This window comes from Chryseobacterium sp. SIMBA_038, from assembly GCF_046535115.1.
Taxonomy (GTDB): domain Bacteria; phylum Bacteroidota; class Bacteroidia; order Flavobacteriales; family Weeksellaceae; genus Chryseobacterium.
The window spans coordinates 118736-137362 of sequence record NZ_JAWRXH010000005.1 but is presented as its reverse complement, the minus strand read 5'-3'; the positions used below and the strand labels follow the sequence as shown (position 1 = coordinate 137362).

Here is an 18627-nt window from a genome sequence, read left to right as displayed (position 1 = left end):
TTCTGTTAAATATATCTTTAGAAATTACTGCTTTTTAATAGCAATTTCTTCTTTGATCTTATTTTCCAATTCCTCAGAAAGTTCAGGATTGTCTTTCAATAAATCTCTTACAGCATCACGACCTTGTCCCAGTTTAGTTTCGCCGTAGCTGAACCAAGAACCGCTTTTCTTCACAATACCCATATCTACTGCAGCATCAAGGATTTCTCCTGTTTTAGAAACACCTTCACCGTACATGATGTCGAATTCTGCCATTTTGAAAGGTGGAGCTACTTTGTTTTTCACAATTTTCACTTTTACACGGCTTCCGACAGCTTCATCTCCGTTTTTGATAGGTGCACTTGCTTTTCTGATGTCTACTCTTACAGAAGCGTAGAATTTCAATGCATTACCACCGGTTGTTGTTTCAGGGTTTCCGAACATTACACCGATTTTCTCTCTCAACTGGTTGATGAAAATTACCGTACATTTTGTTCTAGAAATAGTTGCCGTCAATTTTCTCAAAGCCTGAGACATCAATCTTGCATGAAGACCCATTTTAGAATCTCCCATTTCACCTTCGATCTCTGCTTTTGGAGTCAATGCAGCAACTGAGTCAATTACCACAATGTCAATTGCTCCTGAACGGATCAGGTTGTCAGCAATTTCTAAAGCCTGTTCACCGTTGTCTGGTTGAGAAATAATTAAGTTTTCAAGATCAATTCCTAATTTCCCTGCATAACCTCTGTCGAAAGCGTGCTCTGCATCAATAAATGCAGCAATTCCGCCTGCTTTCTGAGCTTCTGCGATTGCGTGAAGCGTTAAAGTTGTTTTACCTGAAGATTCAGGTCCGTAGATCTCAATGATTCTTCCTCTAGGATATCCACCAACGCCTAAAGCGATGTCTAATCCTAAAGATCCTGAAGGAATAACTTCGATAGTAGTGTCGATTGCACTATCTCCTAACGTCATTACAGTCCCTTTTCCGTATGTTTTATCTAGCTTGTCAAGCACTAATGCAAGTGCTTTTTTCTTATCGTCTATGTTGCTCATCTGTTGTTAAAATAATTGCTCAAAAATAGTGAATTTTACCGTCAAAAACTAATATTATTTCTTCCTGAAAATTGATTTTATAGTTAAAAAATGATAAAATTTAATAGGTTATATGGTTCAGAACGAATTGAATGTAGTATGAAAATTGTTCTGCTTATTTAGTGCTGAAAGTCAAAAATATTTTTATTGCTTAAATATTTTTTATATTATTAAATTAACCACAAAGTTTATCATTCCGTAGGAATCTAAGTTTATTTTGTAGAGATAGAATCGGAAAAATCTTTGTTTAGATTCCTTTGGAATGACAAATATTATGTTTACTTAGTAGTGAAGTTATACTTAGGAAGAACGACAAAATTTCCTTGGTGGCTGAGGTTCTCGAAGCCACAATCCCTGAAATCCTAGCCCCGATTGCAGTGAAAATCCTTTTTTGAAAAAAAAGATTGTAACGAAAAGCGGGAAATAGCTCCTAAAAAAAATTAATGAAAATTAGAGTTTTTCGTAACCCTCAAATAGTCTTCCAATACTTTCAATTGAGCTTTGTTACCTCTTTTAATTCTGGTGTTGCGGTTAACCAAATTGTCATAAATTTTATTAATGATAATTTTAGTATTTGGAAATAATTTTCTGTTGGAAACATCTGGAATGTGCAATCTCCTGCAAACATCATCATCCAATAAAAACCATGTACAGCAAATGTGTAAATAGCGTAAATTTTTTCGCTGAAATTTAAATTTCAGAATAGGATTTTCCAAAGATTCATTTAAAAGAGAATGGGCTAATAAAGCAGATTCTTTATCGGCTGGCGGTTGAATGGAAGTCCATAAATAAAAATATTCCGTAGCCTGTTTTTTGTCGTCCGGTAAAAGGTTTTCGGGGATGCCTAATAGATATCCGACATATTTCCAAAGGTGAAAAAGCCCTTTTTCTTCTTCAACGGAAAATGTGTTTCCAAGTTTTTTAAGACTGTGAAGAAAAACCAAACTGAAACCTATATAAGTCGCCATCATATCCCATGAATTGATGGGTTCACCCCAATTTTCGGTATCCCATTCTTTGTAATGTTTTTTAATGGAAAGTCTTGCGTAAGAATGAATTAATCTTGTTTTGATGGCAAATTCGTAACCTTTTGCGTGAATTTCCAAAGCGTTGTATCGGGTTGCGTTTACCCAAAAATCCAATGTTTCAGAAAGTCGTTTTACAGCGCCTTTTTTCAAAGCTTCAGTTGCAATTAAAGGCTTGTTGAGATAAGCATAATCGTAACCTCCGATTAAGCAGTAATCCCTCAAGGAAATTAAAGAATCCAGATTGCTTCTCATGCAAAGTTCGGCACCGCTTTTCAGCAAGTCATAATCAAGCCACTCAGGAACATGTTGGGTTTGTGAAAACAATTTTTTTACACTTTCGGGAACGTCGTCGTTTTCTGAAACTCCATTTCGGATATAGCCTTCAATTTCTTTCGAACCTTCACTGAATTTTTTAGTGAGATAAACGTCTTTTACAACTTCATCCCCGATTTCATCGACGTGATAAAAATAAGGAGCGAATTTTTCAAAATCTTTGAAACTCACTTCTGCTCCGGTAAAATCAGTAAGTTGTTTGCCGTTGCCTTTTATCCAAAAGTCTTTGAAATGTTGAGAATCCTTGAAACGAGGTTGTAAAATTGCTTTTTCCATTGAATATAAAAATACAAGTTTTAAGCCGAAATTCCCTGGTGAGATTTATCAGAATTTAAAAGTGAATAGATAATGGTGAATTCGCTTTCCTTGTGAATTTTTGATAGGATTAATTCACAATTCACATCAAACAAGTCCCCATTCAAAAGCTTTTTTTACGAGTTCTTTGCTGTTTCTGGAGTTTGTTTTTGCTAAAATATTCCTTCGGTGTGTTCGTACGGTATGTTCAGATAAGATCAACATTTTGGATATTTCAGCTCCGGAATATCCTTTTGCAATGAGGGAAATTACTTCGGTTTCTCTTTTGGTTAAATTCATGCAGGAATGCTGAGGCAATAATTCGTTTTCAATTTTCATTTGATGAAAATCGTTTCTCGGACCTATTCCCGAAACCAAAACAGTGTACGGATTTTGGGTGGTGATATGATGAATATTTGTATGAATGTTAATGGATTGTATAAGATGTCCGTTCTCGTCTTCTAACGTGGGAATTGCCTGATGATGAAATAATTCATAACTTCCATTGGCCGTTTTCATCCTGAAACAATAGCTCGCTTTTGTGAACAGTTGATGATCCAGACCAATTTCCAGCATTTTTTCAATAACCATTTGCTCGGCTTTCATAACAAACGGAATGTCGTCAGGGTGGGTGAGGTCTATCACTTCTTTTAGATTTTCCGGATATTTTTTTAAGCCATGAAGCTGTAAAATATTTTCATGATGATGAGAAAGTGTACTGTTGGTAAGGTTTAAGACATAATAATAGAACTTTCCGATAGCGAACATTTCACCAATGATTCTTTCTATAGGAGGTCTTTGCAGGGTTTTATTATCGTTTCTCCTGATGCCGGGATAGCTATTCCATATTTCAATTAAAGGGTGTTCTTTCTCCGAGTTCTGCATGATTCAGTTTTGCTTAAAAATAGTTAAAATTTTCTTAAAAATACCTCAAAAGGGGGATTTTTTTATCGAGATAAAATTCTAAACTTTGTGTAGTTAATAACCATGAAAACTTTCTTTAAACTGTTTAGCTTTACAGTTGAATATTTCTTAACTTACTCTTGGTCTAGAAAAAATTTAATCAAACAATAAAAAATTAGAAATATGCTGTTTGCAGAGAACAGTATCCTAATGATAAAGTTTAAAATTTTCGTTAGCTGTTGAAAAGGATAAACTAAAAACCTCTCAAATTTTTTTGGGAGGTATTTTTTTTCTTTTAAAACTAATTTATTTCGTAGGGAATATTATTTTCATTGAAGAATTCAACTAGCGCTTCTTTGTTTTTTATGGAGAAGGATCTTTTCTTTCCATTTTTTAGTTTTAAAAATACGATGTCGTTACTTCCCATAATAAAGGATTTTCCATATTTTTTTGAAAGCCTGATTCCCCAACCTCCAAAATCGAAAAGAGGATTGACTTTTACAATTTGGATTTCATTAATGTCATTCCATTCTAATTTTTTTGATGTAAAGGTGAAAGGAAATAAGCTGTATTCAAAATAATTTTTATTGAGATTTAATTTTAAAATAGAAAAAGTGAAAAGTAAAACAAGAGGAACGGTGATGTAGACTATAGTCATATCAAATTCTCCATTTTTTCTAAGAATCAAGGTCGTTACAATTAACTGAAAAATAAGTAGCATTACGATAAATATCGGAAAACGAGATTTTTCCTGAAAAGTTTTTGAGCTCATTTGTGTATGTTTATTTCAAAAATACAAAATTCTGAAAACAAAAAAAGCCTTCCAATCGGAAGGCTTTATATATTGCTAATTAATTATTTCTAATTATAAAGAAGCAGCGTGTACAAGCATATCAACTAACTTGTTTGAATACCCCATTTCGTTGTCATACCAAGAAACAAGTTTTACAAAGTTAGGAGAAAGCATGATACCAGCGTCTTTGTCGAAGATTGAAGTTCTCTTGTCTCCGATGAAGTCCTGAGAAACTACAGCATCTTCAGTATATCCAAGAATACCTTTCAATTCACCTTCAGAAGCAGCTTTAATAGCAGCACAGATTTCTTCGTAAGAAGTAGCTTTTTCTAATCTTACAGTAAGGTCAACTACAGAAACGTCAACAGTTGGTACTCTAAAAGACATACCTGTTAATTTTCCGTTCAATGAAGGAATTACTTTTCCTACCGCTTTAGCAGCACCTGTAGAAGAAGGAATAATATTGTTTAGAGCAGCTCTACCACCTCTCCAGTCTTTCGCAGAAGGACCGTCAACAGTTTTTTGAGTTGCAGTTGTAGCGTGTACAGTTGTCATCAAACCTTCTACGATTCCGAAGTTATCGTGGATAACTTTAGCCAAAGGAGCTAAACAGTTAGTTGTACAAGATGCGTTTGATAAGATTTTGATATCGTCTGTAAGTTCAGTGTGGTTTACACCCATTACGAACATTGGAGTATCATCTTTAGAAGGAGCAGAAAGGATTACTTTTTTTGCACCAGCGTTGATGTGAGCCTGAGCAGAATCTTTAGACAAGAATAAACCTGTAGATTCTACAATATAATCAGCACCAATTTCATTCCATTTTAGGTTGTTCGGGTCTCTCTCAGCAGTTACTCTGATTCTTTTACCGTTTACCACAAGATCGTTACCTTCTACAGATACCTCTCCCGGGAAAATTCCGTGTACAGAATCATATTTTAACATGTAAGCCATGTATGTAGCATCGATAAGGTCATTGATTCCTACAACTTCGATGTTGCTTCTTTCAGTCATTGCTCTGAAAACAAGACGTCCAATTCTACCAAACCCGTTGATACCTACTTTAATTGTTGACATAATAGTTTGTTTTAAATTATAAAATATTAGATTGCTAAAATTTCTGAAATCAATAATAGATCTTTGTTGATTTCGTTATGTTTCTTAATGGCTTCTTCGATCGGTGTGTATACCATATCGTTGGAACGCATTCCAGCCATTACGTTTGTTTTTCCTTCCATTAATCCAACCACGGCTCCGTAACCCAATCTGCTCGCCAGCACTCTGTCTGCGCAGCTTGGTGATCCTCCTCTCTGGATGTGTCCTAAAATAGCAACACGAATGTCGTATTCCGGGAATTCCTGTTTGGTCTGCTCTGCAAGTTCGTAGATGTTGGCTAATTTTTCGCCCTCAGCTACTACAACAATGCTTGAAGCTTTTCCTGTTTTTTCAGCATTTCTGAATGTTGCAAAAAGCTCATCCATACTGTCTTTTTTCTCAGGAATTAAAATGTCCAAAGCCCCAGTTGCCAATCCACTGTTCAAAGCAATAAAACCTGCATCACGACCCATCACCTCAACAAAGAAAACTCTGTTGTGGGAAGTTGCCGTATCACGGATCTTATCAATTGCTTCCATTGCGGTATTCAAGGCAGTGTCGTAACCAATCGTGTTATCAGTCCCGAAAATATCATTGTCGATAGTTCCCGGCACACCAATTACTCTGATCCCAAATTCTTCATTGAAGATCTTTGCTCCTGTGAAAGTTCCGTCCCCACCGATACACACCAATGCATCAACACCGTATTTTACACAGTTTTCGTAGGCTTTTTGACGGCCTTCTTTGGTTCTAAATTCCTTGGATCTGGCAGATTTCAAAATAGTTCCGCCTTGGTTGATTATATTTTTTACGGAACGAGGTCCCATTTTCAGGAATTCGTCGTGAATAAGACCGTTATAGCCCTCTCTTACTCCGTAACATTCTATATTATAATAATTTGCGGTTCTTACCACCGCCCTTAATGCTGCATTCATACCCGGAGAATCACCTCCAGAAGTAAGAACTGCAATTTTTTTTACAGCACTCTCTTTCATCTAGTAAAAAATTTCGAACACAAATCTACAAAAACAAGTTCAGATTATCGTAGTAACTTCATAAGACTTTTGAATATAAATTATTAAAAATGTCTAAAATTTGTTGGTTTAAAAATATATCTCGTAGTTTTAGATTCGGAAGCATTAAATCAAACTCATATTAAGATGAAATATTTTCACTAAATAAGGATTGGATAACAGCTGAATCGATTGAGCAATAGCTGAAAGCTAGCTGATTAAAATAATATTTTCAAACATCTGTGCAAATCTGTGTAATCTGTGGGAGAAAGAATATCTGAATTTATTTTAATTCTTCTCTGTCAAATACTTCCAATACCTCCTCGGAACATGCTGAATATGCAATTTCAAATTCTTCCTTTCCACAATATTAGTCTTCGTAAAATATCGTTGCCAAAGTGTTTGATATTGTGTTTCCTCATCATGAAACTTCTGCTGGTATTTATTTAAATCTAATTTTTCGTCAGGATAAAAGAAATCACAGTTTTCCAAGTCGTAAAGAATTCCATAATTTCTTTTCAAGTCGTAAATCATCCATTTTTGATCTTGGTAACGGTCTTTAAAATGCTTTCGAATTAAAGGAAGTACATTGAAGTCAGGATCTATTTTAGCGAAAAAAACATCATCCTGCATTTTTTCAAAACGTACAAATGCGGTCATTCTATGTCTTTCTCGACTGACGGATTTGCAGATTTTAGATATTCTTAACATATCGTTGTCTGCATAATTTTGCAGAATATTCTCGGTTGGATGTTGAATCGATTGTTTGACAGCAGATAAAATAAGTTGCTCCAAATCCCACTCCTCAGATAAATAAACCTTCAACAGATCATGAATTCCAGATTTACCGATGTTTTGCTCTAATTTATTTAAAACCCTTTCTGCTTTTTCAGTCTGAGTAATAACTTCATGGATTTCCGCAAAAATATTTTCCTGATAAAACCTTTCTCGGCTTACAATTTCCACATCTTTATAACGATATTCGAAAACTTCAAATATTGCAGTGAAAAGTCCGTCGAAACTTCCGTCGTAGAGTAGGGTAGTCATGTTGAGTTGGAGTTATAGAGTTTTAGTGTGAATTTATTTGGTATTTACACAGAATTATTAGTGAAATTCGTGAAAAATATTAGTGCAATTTGTGTTAAGGTTTAAAATAAAGTCAACTGCTGAGAAAACTGATTCTGAAATTTAGAGGTACTTCCGCCAATCAACAATTTTCTAAGGTTAATATCAGTTAAATGTCTCAAATGAATATTTCCAGCAGTAAAATCAATAAAATATTTGGCACGGTTCACAGCTGCTCCCAATTTTTTCAAATGATCTATTGTCAAAACCTGAAAACGTCTTGCACTCACAATTTTCTGAGCTGTTTTCACTCCAATTCCGGGAATTCTTAAAATCATTTGATAATCCGCGGTTTGTAGATTAATAGGAAATTGATGCAAATGTCTCAACGCCCAACTCAATTTCGGATCAACTTCCAAATCAAGAAACGGCATATTCGGATCTAAAATTTCTTCAGCTTTAAAACCATAAAAACGCATCAGCCAATCCGATTGATACAAACGGTTTTCTCTAAGCATCGGAACTACTGTTGTTAAAGAAGGCAATCTTTTATCCTCCAAAACGGGAACATAACCGGAATAATAAACTCTTTTAAGATTAAAATTTTTATAAAAATGATCGGCAACTTTAATGATTTGTAAATCATTTTCATTGGTTGCGCCAACAATCATTTGAGTAGATTGTCCGGCAGGCGCAAACTTCGGAACTTTTCTGAAAATTTTCTTTTCATCCTTATATTGAGCAATCCCATTCTGAATATATTTCATCGGATTGAGCATATCCTGTCGATTTTTTTCAGGAGCCAATAATTTCAAGCCGCTTTCTGTTGGAATTTCAATATTAATAGATAATCTGTCGGCATACAAAGCGGCTTCCTGCATCAATTCGTCACTTGCACCGGGAATTGACTTTAAATGAATATATCCGTTAAAATTTTCTTCAAGACGTAATTTTTTCGCAACACGAACCAAACGTTCCATCGTCGTGTCGGCATTTTTGAAAATACCTGAGCTTAAAAATAATCCTTCAATATAATTTCTGCGGTAAAAATTTATTGTTAAATCTACCACTTCATCTACCGTAAAACCAGCTCTTTTAATATCATTCGAACTTCTGGAAACACAGTAGGCACAATCGTAAATGCAGTGATTGGTCAAAAGAATTTTGAGAAGAGAAACACATCGTCCGTCTTCCGTATAGGTATGACAAATTCCGCTTGCGGAACTGTCTCCCAAAGCGCCTTTCTTGTTCTTTCTCGACCCTCCGCTGGATGAGCATGAAACATCATATTTCGCTGCATCGGCAAGGATTTCGAGTTTTTCTTTCAGACGGTCAAAATTCATTTTTTTATTTTATTTTTACCACAAAAGCCACAAAAGATTTTAAGTTTAAATAAAAGTTCACAGAAGAAAAAATCAAAGATTTTTAAGAATCTTATGTTTACTTTTTACAAGCATGCATTTCTCTATGATGCAAAAGCTTTTGTTACTTTTGTGGTTTAAAAGTTCGGTTTTTTGTTCAAATGTAGTTCCAAAATTGATAAATGTCAATCTTTTTTCATGGAAGTTATCAACATATTACAGAGACAAAATTAGTATATTTACGGTCATCAATTTATGCGTTGAATCGTAAACTCGCGATTTTTCATCCATATAATAAGAAATAAAAATCTACCCATATGAACCATAAACCCGTTGAAGGTTTTTCCAAATTAACAAAACAAGGGAAAATCGACTGGCTTGTCACAGAATATCTTGAAGGAAACGAAGAATATCAAAATATATTAAAACAATACTGGAACGAAAATGCTGATCTTCAGAAGCTTCACGATGAGTTTTCTGAAAACACGATCTCCAATTTTTATATGCCTTACGGAATTGCACCCAATTTCTTGATCGACGGAAAATTATTTGCTCTTCCGATGGCTGTTGAAGAAAGTTCTGTGGTAGCAGCGGCTTCAAAAGCTGCAAAATTCTGGATTGATAAAGGTGGTTTTAAAACAACGATTATCAATACTGAGAAATTAGGTCACACGCACTTTATATTTAATGTTGAATCTCATAAACTGCTTAATTTTTTTAACTTCAATTTAAAGAAAAAATTGATTGAAGCGACCAATGACATTACGGCAAACATGAGAAATCGTGGTGGAGGAATTTTAGATATAAAATTGATTGACAAAACTGCTGAAATGCCCAATTATTATCAGCTTAAAGCAAGTTTTGATACGGTAGATTCAATGGGTGCGAATTTTATTAATTCTTGTCTTGAGCAGTTCGGGAAAACATTGAAACAGGAAGTGGCAACAAGCGAATCTTTCACGCAGGAAGAAAAAAATACATTACAGATTGTGATGAATATTCTTTCTAATTTTACACCTGATTGTATCGTAAGAGCTGAGGTTTCTTGTAAAATTGAAGATTTAAAAGACGATAGTGGAATTTCCAACGAAGAATTTGCAAGAAAATTCAAACAAGCAGTTATGATTGCTGAAATTGAACCTTTCCGTGCGACGACTCATAATAAAGGTGTGATGAATGGAGTAGATGCTGTGGTAATTGCGACAGGTAACGACTTTAGAGCAACAGAAGCTTGTGCGCACGCATACGCAGCGAGAGACGGACAATACAGATCATTAACGCATTGTACAACAGACAACGGAATTTTCAGATTTTGGATCGATCTTCCAATTTCTGTTGGAGTTGTGGGAGGTTTAACGAATCTTCATCCTTTGGTAAAATTCTCTTTAGCTTTGCTTGGTAAGCCTTCTGCTCAGGAATTGATGAGTATTTTGGCAGTTTCCGGTTTGGCTCAAAACTTTGGGGCATTACGTTCTTTGGTGACAACGGGGATTCAAAAAGGTCATATGAAAATGCATTTATTCAATATTTTGAATCAAATGGGAGCTACGGAAGAAGAAAAGCAGCATTTTGTGACATATTTTAAAGATAAAACGGTTACGCACCACGAAGTTATCAACGAATTTAACAGATTAAGAAACAAATAATGCTGCAAATTGCTTTACCAATCCTGTTTATCATATTCGGAATATTTTTAAAGAAAACAAACAATCCGGGTTTTAGAAGTTCAAAGAAATTCGCCATTATGTTTATTATTTTGGGGATTTCTACTTTGGTAGCCAGATTTATTACGCTCTATTTAAAATCTAAGTAATGAGAAGTAAAATTTTATTCTTTTTGCTGATTTCAGGTTTAAGTTTTTCACAACAGAAAAGTTTAAAAATAACCGATTTGAAACCGAAGACTGAGGATTCTGTTTTTCCAGTGGTTTCTTACTCTGAAAACCCTAGAGTAGAAAATAAAATCAATACTTTTTTGCAGGTTGATCAATTAGAATATATTCCGGGAGCAGAAGGAAATCCTTTTAACCTGGTTTCTGCGGGAAAGACGTCATATTCCAATTACGTTTATTTTTACAGCTGGGAAAAGCTGGAAACGCCTAAAAATATTTTAAGTATTGCATTATATGGCGAAGCCTCCGGAGCTTATCCTGAAAGTTTTTTAATCTGGAAGAATTTTGATTTGAGAACGGGGAATTTTATTAATGCTAAAGATTTATTTCAAGTCAATTCAATAAAAACAGTTGAAAATTTAATTCAAAAACAGGTAAAGAAAGAGGTTGATGATTTTCTTTCACAATTAAAATCAGAGAAAAATCTTTCAGAAGAGGTTTTGGATCAGATTGCTATGTATGAAGAATGTTTTACGGCATTTACTTTAGAAGATATCGGGTATTATTTCGGAAAGGATAAAATCAGATTTATTGCAGGCAGATGTTCTAATCATGCAATGAGAGCGTTGGATGAGCTTGACAGTCATGTCGTTGAATTCCCTTACAAAGAACTGGATAAATATTGGAGCCCTTATGCGAAAAATTTATTGTCGGGTTCGGAACAAACGGATAAAACAAGTCTTAGCAATAAACTATATAAAGGAAAAATTGATGGAAAATATCCTATTACCGTTTTAATCAAAAAGATCTATGATGACGGTGGTTTTTCTGCGGTGTATTGGTATGACAAAAATAAAAAACTAATCGAGTGGAATGGGAAGATACAAGGAAATCATATTTCACTTGTAGAAAGTGATTATTATAGTGAAGAAGCCAGACAATGGATGCTGAGAGGTTTGATAGAAGCAGATCTGAAAGGCAATAAGATCATAGGAACCTGGCAAGATCATAAAACAAAAAAATATTTAAATCTAGAATTAGAAGAATTATAAAAATGAAAACAATAACTTTAGTCTTTGGTGCTGTTTACGGCATGTTGTCAGTAATTTTAGGTGCATTCGGCGCGCACGCTTTAAAGAAAATATTATCTGTGGAAAGACTGGAAAGTTTTGAAACAGGTGTAAGATATCAAATGTATGCAGCTTTCTTTTTATTGATCGTTGGATACGTTTTAAAGTTTGAAACTTCATCGGAAAAATGGGTTTCTATTTTGATGATTGCAGGAACGATGTTGTTTTCGTTCAGTATTTATTTCTTGAGTCTACAGGATTATTTAGGAGCAAACCTGAAATTTTTAGGCCCAATCACACCGCTTGGAGGTTTATTAATGATTATAAGTTGGGGAATGCTGATTGTTTATTTTGCTAAGAATAGAATTTAATCAAAAAAGTAAATCTGCGATATTTTGTGTAGATTGTTTGCCGAAAAATAAAACCATGAATCATCGCTTTTTATTATTTTTTATTGCGTTTATGATTTCTTCTGTAAGTGTTCAGAAAATGAATGCACAGGATAAGAAAGCATTAATGAATGGAAATATTTTAACTGAAGTAAAAAATATACAAAAGCGTTTTTCTGATAGTGTTAAACACTATGATTATAAAAAAGATCAGGTTTTATATAGCCAAAAGTACAGAACTTTTTACAGTGAAAAATTAAACAATTTAAAAAATCTGTATCAAAAAATCTATGACAAAGAGGTTATGATCGGAAAAATAGATCCCAATATTTCATTTAAAACAGCGAGCGGAATTCAGACCGAAAATAATGTGCCTCCAGCAGTAGGAAATACGCCACCTGAGGAAGTGAAAAATGCTCCTATTGATATTAGTCAAGTTGAAAATTTCCAACAGCTTGGAGAGTTGAAAAAACGCTTAACAGCTGATTTTCCTGTTCGTTTAATAGAAGATCTTGACGGAGGAACCTATCGTTGTAATTTGAATTTTGTAATTGATATCGATGGAAAATTCAAAAACGTGAAATATAAAGGAGCATCTGATACAGAATTCGGTATCATCAGTGCATTATTCCTTTATGCGATTGGTGGCTTGGAAAAGCCTTTGCTGTATAATCAAAAACCAATTGTACAAAACTTTGCACAGCCAATTGTGTTAAGATTTGAATAAATAATAGCTGATTAAAGCATTAAAACAAATGATGAGATTCTTTTAATGTCTAAAAATAAATTAAAATGAAAATCAATAGAAGAAGGCGAATTATCAAAACATTTGATCTTTTGGATCAACCCATCAGATTTAATCCGTTTGTGTTTAGTCGAACCTTTTTTATGTGGGCTTTTACAGGTCTTGTCGGTGGAGTTATTGCCGGATTATATTGGATTGTTCTTGAACATTTTACTGAGTTCTTAGCAGAATTTCAAGGTTGGATGGTTATTCCGACGATGGCTATTTGTGGATTGCTGGCTGGTTTGGTCATTCATTTTATCGGCGATCCGGGAGAAATTCATTTGATTGTTAATAATATCAGATTTAATAAAGGAAAATTAGAACCGAAAAATAATCCTTCCATGATTCTGTCATCCCTTTTTTGTGTGGCATCTGGTGGAAGTTTAGGGCCGGAAGCTCCTTTGGTTCAAGTGACAGGTTCTACAGGAACTTGGCTTGGGAAAATTTTCAGATTGAAAGGTGAGGAACTTCGTTCTTTGAGTATCGCAGGAATGGCATCCGGTTTTACAGCACTGTTTGGCGCTCCGCTTGGAGGAAGTCTTTTTTCATTAGAAATTTTGCATCATAAACACGCCGTTGAATATTACAAAGCCATTATTCCTGCGTTGGTGGCGAGCTGTTTCAGTTATCTGATGTTTGCTTTGATCATCCATTTGGGAATCGGGGCGACTTGGGACTTGAAAGCCTATCATTACACAGGAGTTTACGATTTTGCCTACGCAACCGCCTTTGGAATTGTAGGAACTTTATTTGGCTGGATCTTTATTTTTGTCGTAAAATTTTTCAAGAAAGTTTTTGAATACAGAAATTTACCAATTTACATTAAAACCTTTGTAGGCGGAGTTGTTCTGGGAATTATTGCTTTCTATTTTCCGATCACGAGATATTTCGGACATAACGAGATCAATCAGATCATCAATGGAAATTTTGCATTAAACTTTTTAATTTTAATCTTAATTTTTAAAATATTAGCCATTGCAATCACCGTAACTTCAGGTTGGAGAGGTGGTTTTATCATTCCACTTTTCTTTGTGGGAACAACATTGGGGTTGATTATCCATAATTTATTTCCTACCGTCGATACAACATTAGCAATTGTAAGTTGTATGGCTGCAATTAATGCCTGTGTAACGAGAACTCCGATGAGTACAACCATTATTTTGGGAACTTTGACCGGGTTTACATACTTTGTTCCGATACTTTTTGCAAGTTTAACGGGATATTTTCTGGCTCCGAGAATTCCATTTATTGGGTCGCAGTCTGAAAAATTAACTGAAGAATAAGGCAAATTTGGTAGATATGTTAAAAATCAAGTTCATTGCGCTTTAATTTTTAAGTCAATAAACTTGAACTTCCATGTCTTTTTAGTAAATTTGTCAACCTTTAAAATTTAAAATAAAATAATAAAAATAATATGAATCTTCACGAGTATCAATCAAAAGAGATTTTATCAAAGTACGGAGTTGCTATCCAACGTGGTTTCGTAGCGAACAATGTAGAAGAAGCTGTAGCAGCTGCTGAAAAATTGACTGCTGAAACCGGAGCTCAGGCTTGGGTTGTAAAAGCACAAATTCACGCAGGTGGTCGTGGTAAAGGTGGTGGTGTAAAGTTCTCTCCAAACATGGATAAACTTAAAGAAAACGCTCAAAACATTATCGGAATGCAGTTGGTTACTCCACAAACTTCTGCTGAAGGTAAAAAAGTACACTCTGTTTTGGTTGCAGAAGATGTTTATTATCCTGGAGAATCTGAAACTAAAGAATTTTATGTTTCTATTCTTTTAGATAGAGCTGAAGGTAAAAATACAATCGTATATTCTACTGAAGGTGGGATGGACATTGAGCACGTTGCTGAAGTAACTCCTCATTTGATCCACAAAGAAATCATTGATCCTGCTTTAGGCCTTCAAGGTTTCCAGGCTAGAAAAATTGCTTTCAACTTAGGTCTTGAAGGAAATGCATTCAAAGAATTTACAAAATTCATTGCATCTCTTTACAATGCTTATACAGGAATTGATGCTTCTCTTTTCGAGATCAACCCTGTGTTGAAAACTTCTGATAACAAAATTATCGCTGTAGATGCTAAAGTAACTTTGGATGGTAACGCATTGTTCCGTCACAAAGATCTTGAAGCGTTGAGAGATACAAGAGAAGAAGATCCAATGGATGTTGAAGCTGGTGAAGCTGGTCTTAACTTCGTAAAACTAGACGGTAACGTTGCTTGTATGGTAAACGGAGCTGGTCTTGCAATGGCAACTATGGATATCATCAAATTATCTGGTGGTAGCCCTGCTAATTTCTTGGATGTTGGAGGTACTGCTGATGCTCAGAGAGTACAGACTGCTTTCGGAATCATCTTGAGAGATCCAAACGTAAAAGCAATCTTGATCAACATCTTCGGAGGTATCGTAAGATGTGACAGAGTTGCTCAAGGTGTTGTTGATGCTTACAGAGCGATGGGTAGCCTTCCGGTTCCATTGATCGTAAGATTACAAGGAACTAACGCTGTTGAAGCTAAGCAATTAATTGACGAGTCAGGTCTTCCTGTACACTCTGCAATTACTTTAGAAGAAGCTGCAAACAAAGTAAAAGAAGTTTTAGCTTAAGACTAAAATTTTTATATAAAATTAAAACCGTTTCATTTTTGGAACGGTTTTTTCTTTTTAAAAATTAAATAATAATTGATGAAAAATCTACACATTCCAAATCCGTGTTCCGAAAATTGGGAAATGATGTCTCCTCAGGAAAAAGGGAGATTTTGTTCTGTCTGCAGTAAATGTGTGATTGATTTTACACAAAAACAGCCGGAAGAAATTAAAAGTATTTTTGTTGAAAAAAAAGATGAAAGTATTTGTGGAAGGTTTTATAATCATCAATTAACCAATCCGGAAAATAATAAGTCTGAGCAGATTAAAACTCGATTTTTTAAATATATTCCTTCAAATTTTCAAAATAATAGAATAACATTAACGCTCTTTTCTTTGATTTTATTTTTGACAGGATGTTCAAAACCTAAAGAAGAAGTTTGTGTTACAACAGGTATTGTAATGGAAGATGTAGAAATGGATACTGCTAAAAATAAGCATTATGTAATGGGAGAAGCTTTAATTCCGGAAGAAAAAGAAACCGCAAAAATTCTAAAAAAGGATAGTGTTCATTTAAAGAAAATACACAAAAAATAATTTTTCAAACTTATATAAAAGAAAACCGCCCTTTCACAAAGCGGTTTTTTTATTAATCATGATTTTCGTTCAAAGTAGTTTCTCCATTCGTGATACTGATACTTGTTGGAGTTACCAATTGTATATTGTCTGAGTCGAGTCGTTGTTTAATCTTTATAAAGGCCTCACTTTTTAGTTGAACCATATTTGCGCCCACTTTCATCCAGAATTTCGCCTGTAGAGTGAATACACCTTGTTTTAGATCGGTGAAAATAACTTCTGACGTATCTAGTCTGTCAACATTTTCTAAACCTTTTATGACCTCTAAAATACCTTTCTGAACTTTATTAAGATCTTCATCTCCCGGAATTTCAAAATTTAAAATAATTCTTCGTTGAGGTGAAGCCGTAATATTGTAAAAAGGAGCATTGAAAATAACCTGATTGGGAATATAAGCTTTCTTTCCATCGTCTGTGATTAGTTTTGTGGTTAAAAAACCAATTTCCTGTACGGTTCCGGAATGAGCGCCAATTGTGATGTAATCTCCAATTTTAAAGGCTTTATCAATCCCAATAAGCATTCCTGAAAATATACTTGAAACAAGATCTTTCAAGGCAACCCCGGCAATAACCCCGGCAACTCCCAAACTTCCGATGAATTTCCAAAGGAAACCACTAAATCCCATAATTTCCAATGCGATAAAAGTTCCCATGATCATAATCAGAAATCTGAAAACTCCGATTAATGTTACTAAAGAACTTTCTTTTTTGCTTTTCGGGAATAATTTATGGAAGACTTTTACAGAACCCTGACTTAAATATTTACTTGTAATAAGAAAAAAGGTAAAAACCAGAATCCCTACAATTAATTTCGGGGTAAGCTCTGCGAACTTTAAATACCAGTTTTCCAGGACTCTATATACAACATCGAAGTAACTTAAACCATTTTTCTGCATGAAATGAAAATTTTATTAAATAAATATATAAATTCTTAACAAATATTTTGCCAGTATCAAAAAGTCTACTAAATTTGTAGACTAACAAAGCAAAATATTATGTCAATTAAATTAGGAGATACCGCGCCCAACTTTCAGGCAGAATCATCTTTGGGAGATGTAGATTTTTATAATTATTTAGGAGATTCTTGGGGAATTTTGTTTTCACATCCTGCAGATTATACGCCTGTATGCACAACGGAACTTGGATATACTTCAAAATTACAATCAGAATTTGAGAAGAGAGGTACGAAAGTAATTGCATTAAGTGTGGATGGAGTAGAAGATCATCAGAATTGGATTAAAGATATTAATGAAACTCAGAATACCGATGTACAGTTTCCTATCATTGCAGATAAAGACAGAAAAGTTTCAGAATTGTATGATTTTATTCACCCGAATGCTTCGTTAACAGCTACAGTTCGTTCTTTATTAATTATTGATCCGGATAAAAAAGTAAGATTAATTATTACTTATCCAGCTTCAACGGGAAGAAATTTTAATGAAATTCTTAGAGTTTTGGATTCTCTTCAGTTAGTTGACTCGCATAAAATTGCAACACCCGTAAATTGGAAAGATGGTGAAGATGTTATCATTCCACCGTCAATTTCAACAGAAGATGCAAGAAAAATATTTCCAAAAGGCGTTACAGAAATTAAGCCTTATCTGAGATATACACCACAACCAAATACGTGATTTATTTGATTTTTTATAGTTTAGTTTTAATTTGTACGAAAATCGCCCCGAAAAAAATTTCGAGGCGATTTCATTTGTATACTATATGTATATGTGAAGTGATTTCTTATTTTGCGTCGTTAATGATCTGCTTACCTTTTGAAGTTGGTAAGTAAATACTGAAACCTACGTTAAAAGTAATGTTAGAGTTTAATCCTTCACTACCGAATCCTGACTGACCTTGGTATTTCACTAAACCTTCAAGACCGATATTTGGTGTAATGAAGTAAGAATAACCAGGACCAACACCGAAGTCTAAACCAGTTGTAGAGTTACCTCCTTCAACAGATCTACCTCCAACACCTAAGTTACCTTCGAAGAACCAACGACCGTGGTTTAATAAGTTGTCAACACCTTTCTCACCCGGAGATAGGAAATAACGACCTAAAGCACCAACACCGTAAGTGAAGTCTGTCGGGCTTCCGTTTGTTACTTTACTGATACCTAAATTTACATATCCACCAACTGCAACATTATCTTTAATAAAATATGCACCTTTTGGCTGTAATCCAATGCTGTAACCACCACCAGTATTTAATCCAAAGTTACTTGATACAAGGCTACTACCTACCATCCAGTTACCTTCCTGAATTTGAGCATTCATTGTAGTAGTTAATCCCGCTACAGCTAATATTCCTGATAGAATTAGTTTTTTCATAATTTATAATTTTTAATAATTAATGTTTATTATTCTTAAAGTAAGGA

At 34.4% G+C, this 18627-nt stretch carries 18 protein-coding genes; 8 read left to right on the top strand and 10 right to left on the bottom strand.

Annotation, left to right across the window (positions count from 1 at the left end):
- Positions 1-24 precede the first annotated feature (24 nt).
- The 8 genes from recA to SB689_RS15640 form a co-directional block, all read right to left on the bottom strand.
- Positions 25-1032, bottom strand: a complete 1008-nt coding sequence (gene recA / locus SB689_RS15675; protein WP_410693026.1) for a recombinase RecA — start codon at positions 1030-1032, stop codon at positions 25-27.
- 479 nt (positions 1033-1511) lie between these two features.
- Positions 1512-2708 carry an oxygenase MpaB family protein gene (locus SB689_RS15670; RefSeq protein WP_410693025.1) on the bottom strand — a complete coding sequence of 399 codons (1197 nt, stop codon included), beginning with the start codon at positions 2706-2708 and terminating at the stop codon, positions 1512-1514.
- Positions 2709-2834: 126 nt separating this feature from the next.
- Positions 2835-3611: a LuxR C-terminal-related transcriptional regulator gene (locus tag SB689_RS15665; RefSeq protein ID WP_410693024.1), complete on the bottom strand. Its 777-nt coding sequence runs from the start codon at positions 3609-3611 to the stop codon at positions 2835-2837.
- A gap of 319 nt (positions 3612-3930) precedes the next feature.
- Positions 3931-4401, bottom strand: coding sequence for a hypothetical protein (locus SB689_RS15660; RefSeq protein WP_410693023.1), 471 nt, complete (start codon positions 4399-4401; stop codon positions 3931-3933).
- Positions 4402-4494: 93 nt separating this feature from the next.
- A complete protein-coding gene (gene gap / locus SB689_RS15655; RefSeq protein WP_072410691.1) occupies positions 4495-5499 on the bottom strand; it encodes a type I glyceraldehyde-3-phosphate dehydrogenase in 1005 nt (334 codons plus the stop codon).
- A 26-nt stretch (positions 5500-5525) separates the two neighbouring features.
- A complete protein-coding gene (gene pfkA / locus SB689_RS15650) occupies positions 5526-6512 on the bottom strand; it encodes a 6-phosphofructokinase (protein WP_410693022.1) in 987 nt (328 codons plus the stop codon).
- A gap of 306 nt (positions 6513-6818) precedes the next feature.
- On the bottom strand, positions 6819-7577 hold the full coding sequence (locus SB689_RS15645; RefSeq protein ID WP_410693021.1) for a TIGR03915 family putative DNA repair protein: 759 nt from the start codon (positions 7575-7577) through the stop codon (positions 6819-6821).
- A 101-nt stretch (positions 7578-7678) separates the two neighbouring features.
- Positions 7679-8938 carry a putative DNA modification/repair radical SAM protein gene (locus SB689_RS15640; protein ID WP_410693020.1) on the bottom strand — a complete coding sequence of 420 codons (1260 nt, stop codon included), beginning with the start codon at positions 8936-8938 and terminating at the stop codon, positions 7679-7681.
- 335 nt (positions 8939-9273) lie between these two features.
- Here SB689_RS15640 and SB689_RS15635 point away from each other — a divergent pair, with 335 nt between their 5' ends.
- The 7 genes from SB689_RS15635 to SB689_RS15605 all read left to right on the top strand — a co-directional run bounded on the left by SB689_RS15635 (position 9274) and on the right by SB689_RS15605 (position 16214).
- Positions 9274-10602, top strand: coding sequence for a hydroxymethylglutaryl-CoA reductase, degradative (locus SB689_RS15635; RefSeq protein ID WP_410693019.1), 1329 nt, complete (start codon positions 9274-9276; stop codon positions 10600-10602).
- A gap of 166 nt (positions 10603-10768) precedes the next feature.
- On the top strand, positions 10769-11839 hold the full coding sequence (locus SB689_RS15630; RefSeq protein ID WP_410693018.1) for a hypothetical protein: 1071 nt from the start codon (positions 10769-10771) through the stop codon (positions 11837-11839).
- Between the two features lie 2 nt (positions 11840-11841).
- On the top strand, positions 11842-12228 hold the full coding sequence (locus tag SB689_RS15625) for a DUF423 domain-containing protein (RefSeq protein ID WP_410693017.1): 387 nt from the start codon (positions 11842-11844) through the stop codon (positions 12226-12228).
- Positions 12229-12283: 55 nt separating this feature from the next.
- Positions 12284-12973 carry a hypothetical protein gene (locus SB689_RS15620; RefSeq protein WP_410693016.1) on the top strand — a complete coding sequence of 230 codons (690 nt, stop codon included), beginning with the start codon at positions 12284-12286 and terminating at the stop codon, positions 12971-12973.
- A 65-nt stretch (positions 12974-13038) separates the two neighbouring features.
- Complete coding sequence (locus SB689_RS15615; RefSeq protein WP_410693015.1) at positions 13039-14316, top strand: chloride channel protein; 1278 nt, start codon at positions 13039-13041, stop codon at positions 14314-14316.
- A 131-nt stretch (positions 14317-14447) separates the two neighbouring features.
- Positions 14448-15638 (top strand): ADP-forming succinate--CoA ligase subunit beta, encoded by a 1191-nt coding sequence (gene sucC / locus SB689_RS15610; protein ID WP_410693014.1) that lies wholly within the window; start codon positions 14448-14450, stop codon positions 15636-15638.
- A gap of 78 nt (positions 15639-15716) precedes the next feature.
- The gene (locus SB689_RS15605) at positions 15717-16214 is read left to right on the top strand and encodes a hypothetical protein (protein WP_410693013.1); all 498 of its coding nucleotides are present in this window, start codon (positions 15717-15719) and stop codon (positions 16212-16214) included.
- 52 nt (positions 16215-16266) lie between these two features.
- On the opposite strand, the gene SB689_RS15600 is transcribed toward SB689_RS15605, so the two are convergent.
- Positions 16267-17148 (bottom strand): mechanosensitive ion channel family protein, encoded by an 882-nt coding sequence (locus SB689_RS15600; protein WP_410693012.1) that lies wholly within the window; start codon positions 17146-17148, stop codon positions 16267-16269.
- Between the two features lie 99 nt (positions 17149-17247).
- Here SB689_RS15600 and SB689_RS15595 point away from each other — a divergent pair, with 99 nt between their 5' ends.
- Complete coding sequence (locus SB689_RS15595) at positions 17248-17883, top strand: peroxiredoxin (protein WP_410693011.1); 636 nt, start codon at positions 17248-17250, stop codon at positions 17881-17883.
- 106 nt (positions 17884-17989) lie between these two features.
- Here SB689_RS15595 and SB689_RS15590 read toward each other — a convergent pair whose 3' ends face one another.
- Positions 17990-18580: a hypothetical protein gene (locus tag SB689_RS15590; protein WP_410693010.1), complete on the bottom strand. Its 591-nt coding sequence runs from the start codon at positions 18578-18580 to the stop codon at positions 17990-17992.
- Between the last annotated feature and the right edge of the window lie 47 nt (positions 18581-18627).